Source organism: Flagellimonas beolgyonensis (assembly GCF_003992615.1).
Classification (GTDB): Bacteria; Bacteroidota; Bacteroidia; order Flavobacteriales; family Flavobacteriaceae; genus Flagellimonas; species Flagellimonas beolgyonensis.
The window spans coordinates 16,577-37,057 of record NZ_RZMY01000016.1 but is presented as its reverse complement, the minus strand read 5'-3'; the positions used below and the strand labels follow the sequence as shown (position 1 = coordinate 37,057).

Below are 20,481 nucleotides of genomic sequence, written 5' to 3'. Positions count from 1 at the left end.
ATGATTACCCATCTTAGAGGAAAACTGGTAGAGAAAAACCCGACCTATGTTATTGTGGAATGCAATGGGGTGGGTTATTTTTTAAATATATCCCTACATACCTTTTCCTTGTTGAAGGATCAAGAGAACATCCATATTTATACCCATTTGTTGATCAAGGAAGATGCCCATACCTTGTTCGGTTTTGCCGAACGGTCGGAGCGGGAGATTTTTAGATTGTTGCTTTCCGTTTCAGGTGTGGGATCAAGCACGGCAAGGACCATGTTGTCTTCGCTTTCCCCAACCGATGTGAGGGATGCAATCGCTAATGGCGATGTGCCTACCATTCAGGGCATCAAGGGGATAGGTGCAAAGACCGCACAGCGTGTAATCTTGGACCTGAAGGACAAGATTTTGAAAGTCTACGATATGGGAGAAGTTTCCCTACAATCAAACAATACAAATAAAGAAGAAGCGTTATCTGCATTAGAGGTTCTTGGTTTCACCAGAAAGCAATCTGAAAAGGTAGTGGACAAGGTGCTGGGCCAAGATGCTTCATTAAGCGTTGAGAACATTATTAAACAGGCGCTGAAAAATTTGTAACTAGTTTGAAAAGAGGGGCAAAACCAATACTTAAACCTACGCGTTTCAAGTACATATGCTTTATGGTTTGTTTTCTGGCCGTGACCATCTCCAGGGCTCAGGAAACCAACGAGCAAGCTCAGGATTCGGTACCGACCGGAGTTGAGCTCGGTCGCCTTATTTTGGAAAACCCCGATAGCATCATTGCCAAATACACGTACGATCCCAAGACAGACCGATACATTTACACCGAAAGCGTTGGTGATTTCAACATCAATTATCCCGTAATCCTTACGCCAGAGCAGTACTATGATTTGGTGCGAAAGGAGCAGATGCGTTCCTACTTCAAGCAAAAGGCCGATGCCTACGCCGGAAAAAAGGAAGGAAGTGAAGAGGCCAGAAAAAACCTGTTACCCAATTTTTATGTGAACAACAACTTTTTCGAATCCATTTTTGGGGGCAATACCATTGAAGTAATCCCCCAAGGATCCGTGGCCATGGACCTTGGTGTGCTATGGCAAAAGAACGATAACCCGGCCCTGTCGCCACGAAACCGAACCAATCTATCCTTCGATTTCGACCAGCGCATTAGTTTGAGTTTGTTGGGAAAGGTGGGAGAGCGACTTCAAGTTACTGCCAACTACGATACCGAGGCCACATTCGATTTCCAGAATTTGGTCAAATTGGACTATACGCCCACAGAGGACGATATTCTGCAAAAGATAGAGATCGGTAATGTGAACATGCCCCTCAACAGTTCACTGATTACCGGTGCCCAAAGTTTATTTGGGGTGAAGACTCAATTGCAGTTTGGAAAAACCAAGGTGACCGCTGTATTTTCGGAACAGCGTTCCCAAAACAAGACCATAGTGGCCCAAGGTGGCGGAACCTTGACCGATTTCAGCCTGACCGCTTTGGATTATGATGAAGATCGGCACTTCTTCTTGGCCCAATATTTTAGGGACAATTATGATCGTGCCTTGGAGAACTACCCCTTCATTCAAAGTCAGGTGCAGATTACCCGATTGGAAGTTTGGGTGACCAATAGAAACCAGCAGACCCAGAATGTACGGAATGTGGTGGCTATCCAAGATTTGGGTGAAGCCTTGGAGAATCGGACCCGTATCGGACAGAACAATGGTGATCCAGCGGGCTTTTTCAATCCATCGGCTGTGATCTCTGGATTGCCCCAAAATGCGGCCAATGCCTATGATCCCAATCAAATTGGCAGCGGCGGTGCCTTAACGGCTTCCATCCGAGATATTGCTACCGTAGAATCGGGTTTCAATATTCCTGGATATCCTGTGAACCAAGGTTTTGATTATGCCATTTTGGAAAACGCCCGAAAGTTGGAAGTGGGCAGGGACTATGAGTTCGATTCCCAACTGGGCTACATTTCCTTGAGTCAAAGTTTGAGCAACGATGAAGTATTGGGTGTGGCGTTTCAGTATACCTACGACGGGCAGGTGTTCCAAGTAGGGGAATTTGCCAACGGTGGTATCGATGCTACCACGGTTTCTGGCGGCATAAACCCCATAATCGAGAACAACACCTTGATCTTAAAATTGCTGAAGAGCAACATTACCAATGTGGAGGATCCCATTTGGGATTTGATGATGAAGAACATCTACTCAACGGGAGCTTACCAGTTGAGCCAGGAAGATTTTAAACTGAACATTCTCTATTCCGATCCAACACCCCGTAACTACATTACTCCAGTAGATCCCAATGCAGGGTGGCCCAACGGGTTGGAAGATCAGATTTTGTTGCGGGTCTTTAATTTGGACCGCTTGAACGCCTATAACGATATTCAACCAGGAGGTGATGGTTTCTTTGATTATTACGAGGGCATAACCGTGGACTCCCAAACCGGGCGAATCATTTTTACCAAGGTGGAACCCTTTGGGGAATACCTTTTTGAGCTTTTGGGTGGGGGTACGTACGATGTGGAAAATGATCAAGGGTACAATGCCAACCAAAGACGCTATGTGTTCCGGAACATGTATGCCAAAACTAAGGCAGCTTCGTTGCAGAACGCGGAAAAGAATCGGTTTCAATTAAAGGGACGATATAAATCACAGGGAAACAGTGGTATTCCGATCAATGCATTCAATGTACCAAGAGGTTCGGTTCGGGTTACCGCCGGAGGGCGTCAATTACAGGAAGGAATCGACTATACCGTAAACTATGCAGCAGGAACCGTGCAAATTTTGGATCCCAGTTTGGCGGCGTCCGACACGCCCATCAATATTTCGGTGGAAAACAACGCGGTTTTCGGTCAACAAACAAGACGATTTGCAGGGGTAAATGTGGAGCATCAATTCAATGAAAATTTTGTTTTGGGAGGTACCTTTCTCAATTTGAATGAGCGACCATTGACCCAAAAATCCAACTATGGCATCGAACCGGTGAACAATACCATTTTTGGTTTGAACAGTAATTTCAGTACCGAAATTCCCTTTCTTACCCGTTTGGCCAACAAATTGCCCAATATCGATACCGATGTGCCCTCCAACCTTTCCTTGAGGGGCGAAGTAGCATTTTTAAAGCCCAATTCACCGAAAAATGCTGATTTTCAAGGGGAAACAACTACATACTTGGATGATTTTGAAGGCGCACAGGCCTTGATTGATATACGTTCATCCTTAGGTTGGACCTTGGCAAGCCCACCGGTAGAATTTTTGCAAGATAGAACAGGGATTGATGTGGGATACGAACGGGCCAAAATGGCTTGGTATACCATCGACCCCATTTTTTATACCAACCAGCGTCCAGCCGCTCTTTCAGACAATGATATCTCAACGAACGCCACACGCAGGGTCTTTATCGATGAGGTGTTTACCGAAACAGACATAGCACAAGGGCAAACCCAAGTGCAAAGTACCTTGGACATTGTGTATTATCCCAACCGAAAAGGGCCTTACAATGCCAATCCAAGTTTTGAAACAGAAACGCCGAATAGCAAATGGGCAGGTATTATGCGGCCGTTGAGCAGTACCAACTTTGAACAGTCCAACGTGGAGTTCGTGCAGTTTTGGGTCTTGGATCCCTACGTGGATGGATTGACATCGGATGCCAATGCAGGGGAACTGGTCTTGAACTTGGGAAATATTTCCGAGGACATTTTGAAGGATGGGCGTAAACAATACGAAAACGGTTTGCCAGCGACCACCAATAACGAAGTGCCTCGTGCCACAATTTGGGGACAAGTACCATCTACCCAGTCCTTGGTCTATGCCTTTGATGCAGATGAAAATAACAGAACCCTACAAGATGCCGGTCTGGACGGTTTGGACGATACCGCGGAACAAAGCATTTACAACGGCCCGGCAGAAGATCCTGCTTTGGACAACTACCAGTACTATTTGAACAGGGAAGGTAGTATTTTGGAGCGCTACCTCGATTTTAACAATACACAGGGCAACTCACCGGTAACCGTGACCAATACCAACCGTGGTTCGACCACCCTTCCCGATGTGGAGGATATCGACAGGGATTTGACCATGAACACGGTGAACAGCTACTACGAATATCGCATTCAAATCAAGCCGAATACCACCATCAACGACAAGTATGTGACCGATATCCGCGAAGGTTTGACCCCAACCTTGCCCAATGGCTCCCAATTGAACAGAAGGTGGATCCAGTACAAGATTCCGTTGAGCGATTTCACCGATGCAGTAGGAGGCATTACCGATTTTAGGTCCATCAGTTTTATGCGGATGTACCTGACCGGTTTTCAGGATGATGTGGTGTTGCGCTTTGCTACCTTGGATTTGGTACGGGGTGATTGGCGAACCTATACCAACACTCTACAACCCGATGTGGACAATGATCCGACCGACGATGGAACGATTACCGACGTGAACACGGTGAACATTGAAGAGAACTTTGGTAGACAGCCCATTCCTTATGTGCTGCCTCCAGGTGTGGTCAGGGAACAATTGAACAATAACAACACCATTATCCGTCAGAACGAACAGTCGCTTTCCTTTGTGGTGGAGAATTTGGAATCCCAGGATTCCAGGGCCGTGTTCAAAAATGTGAACATTGATGTGCGCCAATATGAGCGATTGAAAATGTTCATGCACGCCGAAAAAATATTGAATGGGGATTATTCGGATAGTGACACTCCATTGGTCGGTTTTCTTCGGATTGGAACCGATTTTTCCGAGAACTTCTACCAAATCGAATTGCCTTTGCAGTTCACGTCCTATGGTGCGGTAAGTCCAGAGGAAGTTTGGCCCGATGTGAACGAGATCGATATTGCGCTGAACGATTTGAGCAAGGTTAAATCAAAAGGGATTGCCGAGCAGACACTGAACACCATCAACTATTATGAAATTATTGATGGTGAAGCCGTGGCGGTGGATGAATTTGCCCCCAGAACCTTGGGCAGGTTACGTATCGGAATTCGGGGTAACCCTTCATTGGGAAGCATTCGTGGAATGATGGTGGGTGTAAAGAACATTGATGTGGTTCCTGCCCGTGGCGAGGTTTGGTTCAACGAACTTCGATTGGCCGGATTGGATAACAACGGGGGGTGGGCCGCCATCGCGGCATTGGATGCCAACATGGCCGATTTTGCCAATGTTACCGCAACCGGTAGCAAGAGTACCTCCGGATTCGGGTCTATCGACCAAACACCCAACGAACGATCAAGGGAAGATGCCATTTCGTATGATGTGGTCACCAATGTGAATGTAGGCCAGTTGTTTCCCAAAAAATGGAATCTGCAATTGCCGTTCAACTATGGTATTTCCGAAACCTTGATCACCCCGGAATTTGATCCCGTGTACGATGATTTAAAATTAGACGACCGAATTGCAGCTGCTGGCACAGCCGAAGAAGCAGAGGCGATTAAAAAACAGGCCGAGGATTATACCAAACGAACCAGTATCAACTTGATTGGGGTTCGTAAAAATAGGGGTGAAGAAGCAGAGGAAAACTTCTTCGATGTTGAAAACTTCACGTTCAACTATTCCTATAATGAAACCAACCACCGGGATTTTGAAATTGCGAACCTTCGTGATCAAAATGTAACCACTGGAGTGGTGTACAACCATAACTTTAGACCGGCACCCGTGGCACCGTTTGCCAAAAAGGATTCCTTGTTCACGGGAAGGTACTGGCAATGGCTAAAAGATATGAACTTCAATTTGTTGCCCACCAGTCTTTCGGTCAACGCCAACTATAACCGTTCCTTCAACCAACAGCGTTTTAGGGATGTATTGGAGCCAGGCGTGGAAACCTTGCAATTGCCTTTGTTGCAACAACGGAACTACCTGTTCAACTGGCAATATGCCTTGAACTACAGTATCACCAAATCCTTGCGATTGAACTTGACGGCTTCGAACAACAATATCGTCCGGAACTATTTCAATGTGGATGATGATCCCGATTCGGGCATCAACCAAATGTTGGATTTATGGGACGGCTTCTTCGATATTGGCGAACCCAACCGACATTCCCAACAGATGGAGCTGAACTACGAACTGCCATTCAGCAAGATTCCGTTCCTGAATTTCATCAACGCCCAGTACACCTATACCAGCAATTTTGATTGGCAACGTGGTGGGGATGCCTTGCTTGAGGTGGCCGGGGAGAACATCAATATTGTACAGAATGCCAACACCCATAACCTAACGGCCACGATGAGCATGCAGCGACTCTATGATTTTCTGGGGTTGAAAAAACGCGATGGCAAGGTGGTGGCCAACCAAGCCCCTGTTCGACGGGACAAAGCGGGTAATCCGGCTACTGATAAGGAGGATAATGGGCCACGTAAAACAAGTAAGGCATTCAATACTTTGGTGGATGTGGTGACCATGGTAAAACGATTGAACGTGAACTATAGTGAGAACAACGGAACCGTGTTGCCGGGGTATACCCAGTCCATAGGATTTATTGGAACCACCAGACCTACCTTGGGATTTGTTTTTGGAAGTCAGGCCGATGTTCGTTTTGAAGCCGCACGAAACGGTTGGTTGACCGATTATCCTGAATACAATGCGCAATACATCCAGAATGTTAGAAAACAATTGGATGTTACGGCAACGGCACAGCCTACGCAAGATATTACCATTGATTTGAACGCCAACAGGCAATATACCAGCAGGTCCCAAGAAAATTACAGTCCCGAACGATGGATCAACTTTGAGGACGGATTGGTAAACGAGATGGGGAACTTTAGTATTTCCACTGTAATGATCGGTACCATTTTCAATAAAAGTGATGAGTTCGATTCGGAGACCTTTGAACAGTTCAAGCAAAATAGGATCACGATTGCCAACCGATTGGTTTCGGACAGGGGGCAAGACCCAGGTACCTTGGATGAAGACGGTTTTCCGGAACGGTACGGCAAAACCCAGCAGGAAGTTTTGCTGCCTGCCTTCTTTGCAGCTTACACCGGACAGGATGTGAATCGGGTAAACCTTGATGCCTTTAGGGAAATTCCGATCCCAAACTGGAATATAAAGTACACTGGGTTGATGAAGAACAAATGGTTCAAAAAGAAGTTCAAACGCTTCTCGTTGACCCATGGCTATCGTGCTGCATATAGCATCAACCAGTTTCAGACCAATTTGGAAAAGCAAAATACCCAATTTGATGCCGAAACGGGCGACGTATTGCCCGAAACCTTGATCAATAATGTGGTGCTGACGGATGAGTTCAATCCGTTGATGCGTGTGGATTTCGAAATGACCAACTCCTTCAGTTTCTTGGCCGAGGTGCGTACCGATCGAACACTATCATTGAGTTTTGACAACAACCTGCTCACCGAAATCAATGGCAAACAATATACCCTTGGTCTTGGATACCGTTTCAAGGATGTGAAGTTCGTGACCAACATTGGGGGAGAAAAGACCCGATTGAAAGGCGATTTGAACCTTAAGGCCGACCTTTCACTACGGGACAATATTACCATCATAAGGAACTTGGATATTGACAACAACCAGATCACTTCTGGGCAAAAATTGATGTCGATCAAGTTTACGGCCGATTATGCCCTGAGCAAAAGCCTGAACGCACTTTTCTTCTACGATCATTCCTTCTCCAAGTTCGCTGTTTCCACTGCATTCCCTCAGACAACGATCAATGGTGGATTCACCCTGCGTTACAATTTTGGGAACTAGAAAAGGTTTACATGTATTTTTCTTCCATTTTGTTCGACTGATTGTTTGAAAAGCTTTGGGCAATCCTTTACATTTGTCCATCGACTAATTCAAACCGATAAAAATGAACATACCATCAGAATTAAAGTATACCAAGGACCACGAGTGGGTGAAGATCGATGGGGATATCGCAACCGTGGGCATCACGGATTTTGCCCAAAGTGAGTTGGGGGATATCGTGTACGTTGAAGTGGAAACTTTGGATGAGACCTTGGACAAAGAAGAAGTGTTTGGCACTGTGGAAGCGGTAAAGACTGTTTCCGATCTTTTCTTGCCATTGACAGGTGAAATTGTAGAATTCAATGAAGCCCTGGAGGACGAGCCCGAAAAAGTAAACACCGATCCTTATGGCGACGGGTGGATGATCAAAATAAAAATAAGTGATCCAGCCGAGGTCGAAGACCTTTTGAGCGATGCGGATTACAAGGCATTGATCGGTGCTTAAAAAACACGGATATACCTTATTGTTTATAAGCTGGGTACTGTTCATCACAATGCTCAGCTTATTTTCTTTCTCCCAGATGGATCTCGATGAAGGTAACTGGAACATTCCCTACGCAGATAAAATAGTACATTTCTTATTTTATTTGATGTTTGCCATACTGTGCACAATGATGTTCCGGGAACGAACCCAAGGGGAGATGGGTATTGCCAAAGCCACCAGATCAGCGGTTGTGCTGGCCATATCTTACGGCATACTTATTGAGGTGTTACAATATACACTGACCACGGACCGAATGGCCGAATGGGCCGATGCTTTGGCCAATTCATTGGGGGCATTCGCAGGAATAGGACTGATTCGATGGCTTTTTTCTAAGGAAAAGCCGTTAAAATGGAAATTTTAATTGTTTATTTAACCAATTAATAATTAAATTAGCAAACACTAAATTTAGAAAAGGATGGAATTAAAGAAGAATCCAAAAGCAGACGTAGCGAGAAACAGCACCCTGTACTTTGTAGTCGGGTTGGCTGCTGTTTTGGGAGTCGTTTACGGTGCCATGGAGTGGAAGAAATACGATAAGGCCAATGATTATGACATTGCCTTGAATGTAGAAGACCAGTTGGATGAAGAAGTACCGATGACGGAACAGATCAAAACTCCACCGCCACCACCGCCACCAGCAGCGCCCGAAGTAATCGAGGTTGTAGAGGATGAGGAAGAAGTGGAAGAAACTGTAATCGAATCCACCGAAACCAGCCAGGAAGAAGAAGTGGTTGAAATCGAGGAAGTGGAAGTAGAGGAAGTGGAAGAAGATATTTCAGTGCCTTTTGCCGTAATTGAAGACGTACCCGTTTTCCCAGGTTGTGAAAGCGCCAAGGATAAAAAAGCATGTTTTCAGGAAAAAATGCAGGACCACATCCGTAAAAACTTCCGTTACCCTGAAATCGCCCAAGAAATGGGTGTACAAGGTAGGGTGAGCGTAGTGTTCGTTATCCAGAAAGATGGTAGCATCGGGGATATCAGAATGCGTGGACCGGATAAAAACTTGGAAGCAGAAGCAATGCGAATTATTTCAAAATTGCCTAAAATGACTCCAGGTAAGCAAAGAGGAAGACCAGTAAAGGTACCTTTCAGTATTCCGATTACCTTTAAATTGCAATAAATGATTTAAGTTTCTGCTGAGGCAGGAATGGAAAAAGCCCTGATGGTAACGTCAGGGCTTTTTTTATGGCCACTAGCGTTAAATCCTTCTCCAACAATCATAAAAGACATTCATTGGTTGCATAACAGTACGGCCGACGTTATCTTTGCCAGCCAATTAAGTAAGTGGATGAAATCTGCAGTAGGTTCCGTTAAAAGCAATACCCTTTCCTTGATTTATTCCGATTTCAAGGAAATCACCAAGGCCAAGTTGGCCGTTAGTGTGGTGTTTTCATCCATTGCAGGGTATTTTTTGGGCGCTCACCAGATCAGTGTGGTTTCCCTTTTGTTGTTGACTTTTGGAGGTTATTGCATGGTTGGTGCATCCAACGCCTATAACCAGATCATTGAAAAGGACTTGGATGCTTTGATGAAACGGACCAAGAATAGGCCCATTCCATCTGGCAGGATGTCGGTAAAAACCGCACTCACTATTGCCATCGTCTTAACAGTTTTAGGTGTACTTTCATTATTGGCACTTAGTCCAAAGACCGCAATGTTCGGTGCACTTTCCATTTTTTTGTATACAAGTGTGTACACTCCCTTAAAGACCAAGACGCCATTGTCGGTATTTGTAGGTGCCTTTCCCGGTGCCATTCCCTTCATGTTGGGTTGGGTAGCGGCAACGGACGATTTCGGTATAGAGCCGGGAACACTCTTCATGATCCAATTTTTTTGGCAGTTCCCTCACTTTTGGGCTTTGGGATGGATGCTCGATGAGGATTATAAAAAGGCAGGTTTTAAAATGTTGCCTACCGGTAACAAGGATAAAGGAACGGCGATTCAGATCATTTTCTATACCTTCTGGATGATCGTTATATCCATTGTACCCGTTTTTGGTATTACTGGACGATTGCAGTTGTCCATTACTGCAGCGGCCATTGTGCTTTTGGCAGGGTTGGTAATGCTGTTTTATGCTTTTAGATTGTACGAGAAAAGAGATAACGGTTCTGCGCGAAAGCTTATGTTGGCCAGTGTAACCTACATCTCTTTGATTCAAATAATATATGTTGTAGATAAGTTTATCAGTTAATATGGATTTGACCCAAGGAACAGAACAGGAAAAATTACGCAGGGCCAAAAAAATGATGCTCTGGTTTGGCATTGTTAGTTTGATCATGGGATTTGCTGGTTGGACCAGTGCCTATATCGTGAGTAGCAAGCGCGACGATTGGATCAGTGATCTGCAATTACCCGATGCCTTTTTTGTAAGTACGGCCATTATTGTGTTGAGCAGTATTACCTATGTCATTGCCAAAAGAGCGGTAAGTAAGGGCAATCAACGCTTGGGCACCTTGTTTTTGGGTTTGACCTTGGTGCTGGGCATTTCGTTCATTGTTTTACAATTTGTGGGTTTCTCCCAAATGTTGGCCAATGGCTACTATTTTACGGGACCAACGAGCAATATTAAAATGTCCTATGTATTCTTGATTGCAGCGGTACACATTGCCCACGTGGTGGCGGGACTCATTTCACTATTGGTGGTAATGGTGCAACAGTTTAGGGGAAAATATACACCGGAAAATATGTTGGGGATGGAGCTGGGTGCCACTTTTTGGCATTTTTTGGATTTTCTTTGGGTATACTTAATTCTATTTATGTATTTCGTGAAATAATTTTTGCTTGGAGTGGTTTTACTTCAAGTTTATCTTTTCGAATACATCAAAAAATGTAAATTTGTGAAAGTTTTACTAAAACGACCTTTTTTATGGATGCAACGGTAACGACCGGTACAGAAGACAGCGTTTGGGGAGGCGGAAATCGACCACTCGGCGCAAGCTATGGAAAAATGATGATGTGGTTCTTTATCATCTCGGATGCCCTGACCTTTTCTGGGTTCTTGGTGGCATACGGTTTTTCAAGGTTTAAGTTCATCGAATCATGGCCCATTGCCGATGAAGTGTTTACCCACTTCCCATTTTTACATGGTGTGGATGCACCCATGTACTATGTGGCCTTCATGACCTTTATTCTGATCATGTCGTCCGTTACCATGGTACTTGCCGTGGATGCAGGCCATAATATGAAACAAAAAAAGGTAATTCTTTACATGTTCCTTACCGTGATTGGCGGTTTGATCTTCGTCGGGTCACAGGCTTGGGAATGGGCAACTTTCATTAAAGGCGATTACGGAGCGTTGGAAACAAAGGCGGGAAGAATCCTTCAGTTTGTTGATGCGGAAACAGGAAAAAGGGCTGCCTTGGCAGACTTTACCACCGAATTGCCGGAAGAACGTGTAAAACATATGAGCAATGAAGGCATTTGGTTCCAGAGTGAAGGGTACAAAACTTCATTTTCATTGAATGAGGTGGTGGAAGGTTTCAAGGCCAATCCGAACATCCTGATCAGGACCGAGCAATTGAACGATGAGGGCGAGAAAACGGTTTTGGACCGTGCACAGTCTTTGGCGCAGATCAATAATGCTGTCCAAGTGGTGGAAGGCGCAAATCTTATACACAACGAATACGGAAACCGACTATTTGCCGATTTCTTTTTCTTTATCACCGGATTCCACGGATTCCACGTATTCTCCGGGGTAGTGATCAACATCATCATTTTCTTCAACGTAATCTTGGGCACCTACGAGCGTAGGGGTCATTACGAAATGGTGGAAAAGGTTGGACTCTACTGGCACTTTGTGGATTTGGTATGGGTATTCGTATTTACATTCTTTTATTTGGTTTAAAAACATCGATTATAAATGGCACACGCACACAAACTTGAGATTTTTAGGGGACTGTTGAAATTTAAGTCCAACGTTCAAAAAATTTGGGGTGTTCTTATTTTCCTTTCCATCGTAACAACGGTCGAGGTAGCACTGGGTATCGTGAAACCACATGCGCTAACACATAGCCACATTTTGGGGATGAAATTGTTGAACTGGATATTCATCGCCCTTACCTTGGTAAAAGCATACTACATTGCATGGGATTTTATGCACTTGCGTGACGAGAAAACCGCATTGCGAAGGGTTATCGTTTGGACGCCCGTGTTCTTGATCTGTTATTTGATATTTATCCTGCTATTTGAAGCGGATTATATCTACAACGTTTACAAGGACGGGTTTGTAACCTGGAATTTCTAAGAAACTATTAACAGCATAAAAAGACGGTTTTCATACCGTCTTTTTTTATTTTTGTACAGTTGAGAATGCTATGAAAAAAACTGTAGTTCTTGTTATCCTTTTTGTGTTTCCCATTGTGGCCTATCTCTTTTTTGCCTCGGGGGTAAACAACTTCGGAAAGCTACCGGTACTGACAGAAAATGTCTCCGATGTATCCGAACTGGACGGGAGCCTGGTTCTTGATGGTAAAATTACCATTCTAGGATTTTTGGGAAATGATGTGAACGCCAAAAAAGGAAATGCCTTCAATCTCAATCAAAAAATTTACAAGCGCTTCGGTGATTTTAACGACTTTCAAGTGATAATGGTCGTGACCCATGGCAATGAAGAAAAAGCGGCGGCCCTAAAAAAGGAATTGGGTGAATTATCGGAAGTGGATAAATGGAATTTTACATTTGGTTCCTCGGAACAGATTGAAGACCTCTTTCAGAGCTTGGGTACCAATCTTTCCCTTGATGATAATTTGGCGACTCCTTATGTTTTTATAATTGATAAAGAGCGTAATCTTAGAGGTAGGGAAGACGATGAGGATGAAGGCCTTAAATACGGTTTTGATACAACTTCCGTAGCCGAACTCAATAATAAAATGGTGGACGATGTCAAGATTATCTTGGCCGAGTATCGCCTTGCTTTAAAAAAGAACAATGCCAACAGGAGCAAATAGTAAAAAGAAGTATACCTACGTGTGGGTGTCCGCGATCATTTTATTGTTCGGCACCTTTGCCGTTTACGAAATAACCAAGCGGATAAAGGGAGGTACCATGGTCGAAAATGACCGTATGAGCACAGGAATGCAGCACAAGCCATTGGCCTTTGTGGTCAACGACGGAAAAAAACGAAAAGTGCCCGATTTTGCATTTTATGACCAAGACAGTGTGTTGGTAACCAACACCGATTATTTGGGCAAAGTGTATGTAGTAGAATTTTTCTTCACTACCTGCCCCACCATTTGTCCGATAATGACCGAGAATTTGGTCGCCATAGAGCAAATGTTTCAAACGGAGGAAGATTTCGGAGTAGCCTCCTTTACCATCAATCCAAGATATGATACCCCTTCAATATTGAAAAAGTATGCCAAAAAGTATGGTATTACCAATGCAAACTGGCATTTAATGACTGGCGACAGGGACAAAATATATCAATTGGCTCAAGAAGGATTTTATATCTATGCCAGTGAGGAACAGGATGCTCCGGGAGGTTTTGAGCACTCAGGGATGTTCGCATTGGTGGACAAAAATGGGTATATTCGTTCCCGTGAGGATCAGTTCGGTAACCCATTAATTTATTACCGCGGAACCATAACAGAAAAGCAGGGAGTAAATGATGAAGGTGAATCCCAGCAGATTACCATTTTAAAAGAGGACATTAAAAAACTATTGGCAGAATGACCGAGGAAATTTCTTTAAGGGAAAAAAAATTCAACAAATGGATCACAGTGATTTCCATTGCGATTCCATTGGTTGTGGCATTGTTGTTTGGGTATAAGATACCCAATGCAAAACCGCTATCTTTTCTACCACCAATATATGCCACTATAAATGGCATTACGGCCATTTTGTTGGTTGTGGCAGTGGTTGCCATTAAAAATGGCAAGGAATCCCTGCACCAAAAATTAATGACCACCAACATTGTACTTTCCGCTCTTTTCTTGGTAATGTACGTTGCCTATCACATGACTTCGGAAACTACCATTTACGGAGGCGATGGTTTTTGGAAATATGTGTATTATTTTATTTTGATGACACACATCGTTCTGTCCATCTCGGTAATCCCTTTAGTATTGATCACCTATTCGAAGGTCTATTTGGACGATTTCGAGAGCCACAGAATTTGGGCAAAATACACTTTCCCCATTTGGTTATATGTGGCAGTTACCGGTGTTATCGTGTATCTGATGATTTCCCCCTACTATCAATTCTAAAGCCATGAACCGAAAGCTCTTGTTGGTTGTTGTTTTGCTCTTGCTTCTTCCGTCTTTGGCAGAGGCCCAGTGTGCCATGTGCAGGGCCGTGGTGGAGAGCGAGGCCGATGGAAAAACAGCTCAGGGTATCAACAATGGCATTGTATATCTCATGGCCCTTCCTTATGTTTTGGTGGCCGGACTTTTTTATTTTATCTACAGAAAGATGAGAGGGTAAACCATTCCTCAACTTTTTTGCGGTTTTAGTGTAACATTTTGCGATTTTTTTCATCTAATAGATGTACGCCTGCGTATTTCATCAATCAAAAATCGCTAACCCATGTTCGACTTGGAGCGGTGGCAAGAAATCTTTGACACCATACGAAAGAACAAACTCCGCACTTTTTTAACCGGGCTTTCCGTGGCCTCCGGTATCTTCATTTTGGTAATTCTTTTGGGTTTTGGGCAAGGCATGCGCAATGGAATCGAGCATGAATTCAAAGAAGATGCCTCCACTAGTATATGGGTATGGCCTGGGGTAACTTCCAAAGAATACAAAGGGCTCAATCCTGGCCGGCGTATTCAACTGGTAAACGAAAATTATAACAATGCCGATGCCATGTTCAAAAGTGATATTGAATATGGCTCCTCGCGCATCTTTGTTCGCGGTATAACCGTTAATTATGGCAAAGAGGCCTTGATCTATGGTGTGCAGGGTGTTGCCGCAGATTTTCAATTTATCGAAAATGCCTCCATGCTGGAAGGTCGGTTTATCAACTATCAGGATGAAATAAGTGCCGGAAAAGTGGCCATCATCGGCAATAAGATCAAAAAAGATGTTTTCCATGAGGTCGATACGCCCATTGGGGAGTTTATAGACATTTCAGGTATACCTTTCAAGGTAATTGGAGTGTTCAAGGAAATGGAGGAACGGGAAGAAGAGCGTATCTATATTCCAATTACCACCGCACAAAAAGCGTTCAATGGAGGAAACCGGGTAAACAACATGTCCTTTACGCTCCCGCCCGTCGATAATTTTGATCAGGCAGTGGCCCAGGCCATCAACTTCAAAAATGGGCTTAAGGAATACTTGCAACAGGTGCACACCATCGACCCAGAGGACAGCAGTGCTTTGGAGGTATGGAGTGCCATGGAAGAGGCCAAAAGGTACTACGGCCTTACCAATAACATCAAATTATTTTTCTGGTTTGTGGGCATTTGTACCATCATTGCCGGAGTGGTGGGTGTGAGCAACATCATGATGATCGTGGTGAAGGAACGCACCCGGGAAATTGGAATCAGAAAGGCACTCGGGGCCAAACCTTGGTCCATCATCGGAATGATCTTGCACGAAGCCATTTTTGTAACAGCTATATCCGGGTTTGGCGGACTTATTTTTAGTATGGCATTATTGGAACTGGTCGGACCCAATATTGAGGTCGATTACGTTTTGAATCCATCCGTGAATTTTAATGTAGCCTTCTCAACCGTGCTCGTATTGATCGTAGCAGGTACCCTGGCAGGATTTGTGCCAGCCTATCGTGCGGCAAAAGTGAAGGTCATAGAATCCCTTCGGGATGAATAAGAAACTATAAAACCAACAACCAACGATGTTTAATAAAGATAGATGGCGGGAAATCTTGGAGGTGCTAACGAGCAACGTTTGGCGCACAATCTTCACGGCCTTTGGCGTCTGCTGGGGCATCTTTATTCTTATTGTATTGTTGGCAGCAGGGAAGGGTCTTGAAAATGGCATAAAAAAGGATTTCGGCGATATAGCCACCAACACCATGTTCATGTGGACCCGGGCCACCACCAGGGCCTACGAAGGATTGCCACAGGGCAGACGATTCGAGTTCAAAATCAGTGATGTGCAGGCGATTCGAGACAATGTGCCCAACCTTCGTTTTATTTCCCCAAGAAACCAATTGGGTGGTTTTGGTGGCAACAATAATGTGGTGCGTGGTATCCGGACGGGTGCCTACAACGTGTATGGCGATTATCCTGAAATCATCAATCAAGATCCCATGGCAGTGACCTCTGGCCGGTTTTTGAACTACAACGACATCACCGAAAAACGGAAAGTGGCCATAATTGGATTGGGGGTCAAGAACGATTTATACGATAAAGATGAGGATCCGCTGGGGACTTATATCAAAATCCAAGGGGTGAACTTCATGGTTATTGGTACCTATAAAAAGAACAATAGCGGAGGTGGGGAGGAAGGTCAAAAGGAAATTTTTGTGCCTTTTACTTCGTTTTCCCAAGCCTTTAACAGGGGTGAAGATGTCGGGTGGATGGCGATTACGGCCAATGATGGCAGTTCCATTTCGGTATTGAAGGATAAAATTGTCAGTGTGATGAAGGAAAGGCACAAGGTACATCCCGAGGATACCCGTGCGGTTGGTTATTTTGATCTGTACGAGCAATACAACCGTGTGGAAAGTCTTTTTGGCGCGCTAAAAGCGGTGGCCTACATCGTGGGTATTATGGTCTTGCTTTCGGGTATCATCGGTGTCAGTAACATTATGCTCATTGTGGTTAAGGAACGCACCAAGGAAATAGGCATCCGTAGGGCGCTGGGCGAACAACCTTGGTCCATCAAAAAACAGATTCTGATGGAATCCATTTTCCTTACGCTGATATCGGGCATGGTTGGGATTATTTTCGGCTCGTTGGTCATTTTCGGAATCAACTCGCTGTTGGACAGTGTGGGGCCTGTGGATATGTTCATGAGCCCCAGTGTGAGTGTAGGTGTTGTGTCGGGCGCTTTGACCATTTTAATGGTATCCGGGCTGTTGGCTGGTTTCATTCCCGCACAGAGTGCGATAAGGGTTAGGCCCATTGAGGCGTTACGAACAGAATAAAAGTGAAAAATCAATCAAAATAAATAAAGGACTAAAATGAAAAAATCGGTAACCATTGTCATCTTGTTGCTCATCGTGATCGTGTTCGGTGGCTCCATGTACTATCTCTACCAAAAAAATGCGGAAGACCCGATCGTGTACCAAACCGAGACCCCATCCACCCAGACCATTGTGAAAAAAGCAGTGGCAACAGGTAGTATTCTTCCCTTGGAGGAAGTATTAATTAAACCCAATATTTCTGGGGTGATCGAAGAAATTTTTGTGGAAGGTGGCGATTATGTCAAATCCGGCGACCTGTTGGCCCGTATCAAGGTCGTGCCCAATCTTTCTGCGTTGAACGATGCCAAGAATGCAATTGATGAGGCCAAAATTAGTCTGGATGATCAAAAGCGCAATTTTGAACGGCAATCCACTTTGTTCGGGAAAGGAGTGATCTCCAAGGCCGACATGGAACGCGCCCAAGTATCGTACGATCAAGCGAAACAAGCCTATGCTGCTGCCAACAAGCGGTATGATATTGTAAAAACCGGTACCACCAGTGGCTTGAGCAATGCGGCCAATACCATGATCCGCGCCACGGTAAGTGGTATGGTACTCGAAGTGCCCGTGGAGGTCGGCAACCAGGTAATCGAAAGCAACAACTTTAACGAGGGTACCACCATTGCCGCTATTGCCGATGTGGATAAAATGATCTTTGAAGGAAAGGTGGACGAGTCCGAAGTAGGAAAGATCAAGGAAGACCTTCCTTTGGAAATTACGGTCGGTGCCATAGAAAACAAGGTTTTTGATGCCATTCTGGATTATATCGCCCCAAAGGGAAAAGAAGAGAACGGTGCTATCCAGTTTGAAATAAAGGGCAGCCTCACCAAACATGACACCACGTTCATACGGGCCGGCTTAAGTGCCAACGCATCCATTATTTTGGCACGGGCTGATGGTGTGTTGGCCATAAAAGAAGCTTTGGTGCAATTTGATGATGAATCCAAAAAGCCCTTTGTGGAAGTGGAAACGGCCCCCCAACAATTTGAGCGTCGTGAGGTGGAATTGGGTGTGAGCGATGGCATTTTCGTGGAGGTCAAATCTGGCCTGTCGGCAAGTGATAAAGTAAAAATCTGGAACGCTTTGGCTGAGGAATAATCGGTTAATCAATCATTTAACAAAATATTTAAACAATTGCTGTAACATTTTAACAACTTGTAGGTCTAACAAGCAAGAGGTTAAAAATCGATAGCTAACATAACCAATCATGATAGAAATCAAAGATCTTCATAAATCCTATAAAATGGGTAGCAACTCCCTTCATGTCTTGAAAGGGATCAATTTTAATATAGAGGACGGGGAGTTGGTCGCCATTATGGGATCTTCAGGTTCGGGTAAGTCTACCCTTTTGAACATTTTGGGAATGCTGGACGGTGCCGATTCGGGGGAATATACTTTGGATGGCGTTCCGATCAAAAACCTAAGTGAGACCAAAGCGGCCCTATACCGAAACAAGTTTTTGGGTTTCGTTTTCCAATCCTTTAACCTGATCAATTATAAGAGCGCATTGGAAAATGTGGCCTTACCATTGTACTACCAAAAAGTGCCCAGAAAAGAACGTCAGGAAAAGGCCATGCAATATTTGGATAAAGTGGGATTGAAGCCTTGGGCGCACCATTTGCCCAGCGAGCTTTCCGGCGGACAGAAACAACGGGTGGCCATTGCACGTGCCATGGCAGCGGAGCCAAAAGTGTTATTGGCCGATGAGCCAACAGGTGCCTTGGACAGTAAGACCTCCTATGAAGTAATGGCTTTGATCCAGAAAATAAACGATGAGGGCAACACTATTTTGGTGGTTACCCACGAAGAAGACATTGCACACATGTGCAAGCGTATTGTGCACCTAAAGGATGGTGTGATCGTAGAGGATAAAAAAATCGAACAAGTAAGGGCAGAGCAGTATGTTTGATCGCGACATTTGGCAAGAGATTTTCAATACCATCAAGACCAATAAGCTAAGGACGTTCCTTACGGGTTTTTCAGTGGGGTGGGCCATCTTCATTTTGGTGATGTTGTTGGCTTCCGTCAATGGGATGCAGAACGGTTTTTACAATCAGTTCAATGACGACGCCACCAATTCCATTTTTGTACGGCCTGGTGTAACCTCCAAAGCTTATGGTGGCTTTGAAGCTGGTCGCCGTATCCAATTGAAGAACGATGATGTTGAATACATCAAAAAAAGTTTTCCTGAGGATGTGGAATACATCAGTGCCAGATATTACGCGAATGCAGCTGCGAGATATAAAAGTGAAACCGGATCCTATCAGATTCAAGCGACAAGCCCAGATCACCAGGCCATTGAAAAAACATTGGTTGTTGCCGGCAGGTATGTAAACGAGGCCGATATCGTGAACAAGGCCAAAGTGGCCGTTATTGGAAGAAAGGTGGCCGAAGATCTTTTTAAGGATGAGGATGCCTTGGGCAAATTTGTGGAGTTGAACAATTTGCCCTTCCGGGTAATTGGCATATTTACTGATGATGGTGATGATAATGCGGAACGACGAATTTATGCACCCATTTCCACCTACCAAAGGATATACGGGAATACCAATGATGTGAATATGATTGCTTTGACGTACAATCCAACCTATGATATTTCCACAGCACTGGAATTTTCAGATAGACTGGAGGTTTTACTGAAGCGAAGACATCGGATCGATCCAGATGATCAGGCTGGCCTTTACATATTTAATTATGCTCAGGCTTTTGATGATATCAGCAGTTTTACGGCTGTATTGAATGGGATTGGGATTGGGGTTGCTTTTTTGATATTGATTGCAGGTATTGTTGGGATTGGCAATATCATGGTTTTTACCATTAAAGAACGAACCAAGGAAATAGGGGTGCGAAAGGCATTGGGTGCAAGACCAAATCAAATAATTAACCTGGTATTGTTGGAGTCGGTTTTTATCACCACCCTCTCTGGTTTTGTAGGACTGTTGTTCGCATGGATGATCCTGGCTGCCATTGGGCCCACAATACAATCCCCGGCCTTCAGTAATCCATCGGTGGATGCATCCACAGTGATCACGGCCACCATCATCTTGATCATTGCTGGAGTTTTGGCGGGTTGGATTCCGGCCATGAAAGCGGCAAACGTTAAACCAATTGTAGCACTAAGCGATAAATAATTATGTGGTTATTCGACAGGGATTTATGGTTTGAAATATTTC

The 20,481-nt window shown here is 44.4% G+C and carries 18 protein-coding genes; all 18 read left to right on the top strand.

Features of this window, described 5'->3' with window-relative positions:
* The 18 genes from ruvA (at position 1) to EO131_RS11085 (ending at position 20,439) form a co-directional block, all read left to right on the top strand.
* Complete coding sequence (gene ruvA / locus EO131_RS11170; protein WP_127021895.1) at positions 1–582, top strand: Holliday junction branch migration protein RuvA; 582 nt, start codon at positions 1–3, stop codon at positions 580–582.
* A gap of 5 nt (positions 583–587) precedes the next feature.
* Positions 588–7,697 (top strand): T9SS outer membrane translocon Sov/SprA, encoded by a 7,110-nt coding sequence (sov, locus tag EO131_RS11165; RefSeq protein ID WP_127021893.1) that lies wholly within the window; start codon positions 588–590, stop codon positions 7,695–7,697.
* Between the two features lie 103 nt (positions 7,698–7,800).
* Positions 7,801–8,181: a glycine cleavage system protein GcvH gene (gene gcvH / locus EO131_RS11160; RefSeq protein ID WP_127021891.1), complete on the top strand. Its 381-nt coding sequence runs from the start codon at positions 7,801–7,803 to the stop codon at positions 8,179–8,181.
* 49 nt (positions 8,182–8,230) lie between these two features.
* The gene (locus EO131_RS11155) at positions 8,231–8,581 is read left to right on the top strand and encodes a VanZ family protein (RefSeq protein WP_127021889.1); all 351 of its coding nucleotides are present in this window, start codon (positions 8,231–8,233) and stop codon (positions 8,579–8,581) included.
* Positions 8,582–8,635: 54 nt separating this feature from the next.
* Positions 8,636–9,340 (top strand): energy transducer TonB, encoded by a 705-nt coding sequence (locus EO131_RS11150; protein ID WP_127021887.1) that lies wholly within the window; start codon positions 8,636–8,638, stop codon positions 9,338–9,340.
* Between the two features lie 168 nt (positions 9,341–9,508).
* Positions 9,509–10,411, top strand: a complete 903-nt coding sequence (gene cyoE / locus EO131_RS11145; RefSeq protein ID WP_127021885.1) for a heme o synthase — start codon at positions 9,509–9,511, stop codon at positions 10,409–10,411.
* Position 10,412: 1 nt separating this feature from the next.
* Positions 10,413–10,994 (top strand): cytochrome c oxidase subunit 3, encoded by a 582-nt coding sequence (locus EO131_RS11140; protein WP_127021883.1) that lies wholly within the window; start codon positions 10,413–10,415, stop codon positions 10,992–10,994.
* Between the two features lie 92 nt (positions 10,995–11,086).
* A complete protein-coding gene (locus EO131_RS11135) occupies positions 11,087–12,064 on the top strand; it encodes a cytochrome c oxidase subunit 3 (RefSeq protein ID WP_127021881.1) in 978 nt (325 codons plus the stop codon).
* Positions 12,065–12,079: 15 nt separating this feature from the next.
* Positions 12,080–12,463, top strand: coding sequence for a cytochrome C oxidase subunit IV family protein (locus tag EO131_RS11130; protein ID WP_127021879.1), 384 nt, complete (start codon positions 12,080–12,082; stop codon positions 12,461–12,463).
* A 70-nt stretch (positions 12,464–12,533) separates the two neighbouring features.
* On the top strand, positions 12,534–13,166 hold the full coding sequence (locus tag EO131_RS11125) for a hypothetical protein (RefSeq protein ID WP_127021877.1): 633 nt from the start codon (positions 12,534–12,536) through the stop codon (positions 13,164–13,166).
* A complete protein-coding gene (locus EO131_RS11120; protein WP_127021875.1) occupies positions 13,147–13,890 on the top strand; it encodes an SCO family protein in 744 nt (247 codons plus the stop codon). The genes EO131_RS11125 and EO131_RS11120 overlap by 20 nt, the downstream gene beginning before the upstream one ends.
* Positions 13,887–14,423 carry a DUF420 domain-containing protein gene (locus EO131_RS11115; RefSeq protein ID WP_127021873.1) on the top strand — a complete coding sequence of 179 codons (537 nt, stop codon included), beginning with the start codon at positions 13,887–13,889 and terminating at the stop codon, positions 14,421–14,423. The genes EO131_RS11120 and EO131_RS11115 overlap by 4 nt, the downstream gene beginning before the upstream one ends.
* A 4-nt stretch (positions 14,424–14,427) precedes the next feature.
* Entirely contained in the window at positions 14,428–14,640 is a 213-nt protein-coding gene (locus tag EO131_RS11110) for a hypothetical protein (protein WP_127021871.1), read from the top strand.
* Positions 14,641–14,742: 102 nt separating this feature from the next.
* The gene (locus EO131_RS11105; RefSeq protein WP_127021869.1) at positions 14,743–15,987 is read left to right on the top strand and encodes an ABC transporter permease; all 1,245 of its coding nucleotides are present in this window, start codon (positions 14,743–14,745) and stop codon (positions 15,985–15,987) included.
* A 25-nt stretch (positions 15,988–16,012) separates the two neighbouring features.
* Positions 16,013–17,269, top strand: coding sequence for an ABC transporter permease (locus tag EO131_RS11100; RefSeq protein ID WP_127021867.1), 1,257 nt, complete (start codon positions 16,013–16,015; stop codon positions 17,267–17,269).
* Between the two features lie 36 nt (positions 17,270–17,305).
* Entirely contained in the window at positions 17,306–18,406 is a 1,101-nt protein-coding gene (locus EO131_RS11095) for an efflux RND transporter periplasmic adaptor subunit (protein WP_127021865.1), read from the top strand.
* A 109-nt stretch (positions 18,407–18,515) separates the two neighbouring features.
* Positions 18,516–19,217 carry an ABC transporter ATP-binding protein gene (locus tag EO131_RS11090; RefSeq protein WP_127021863.1) on the top strand — a complete coding sequence of 234 codons (702 nt, stop codon included), beginning with the start codon at positions 18,516–18,518 and terminating at the stop codon, positions 19,215–19,217.
* A complete protein-coding gene (locus tag EO131_RS11085) occupies positions 19,210–20,439 on the top strand; it encodes an ABC transporter permease (RefSeq protein ID WP_127021861.1) in 1,230 nt (409 codons plus the stop codon). Before EO131_RS11090 ends, EO131_RS11085 begins: the two co-directional genes overlap by 8 nt.
* The last annotated feature ends 42 nt before the right edge of the window (positions 20,440–20,481 follow it).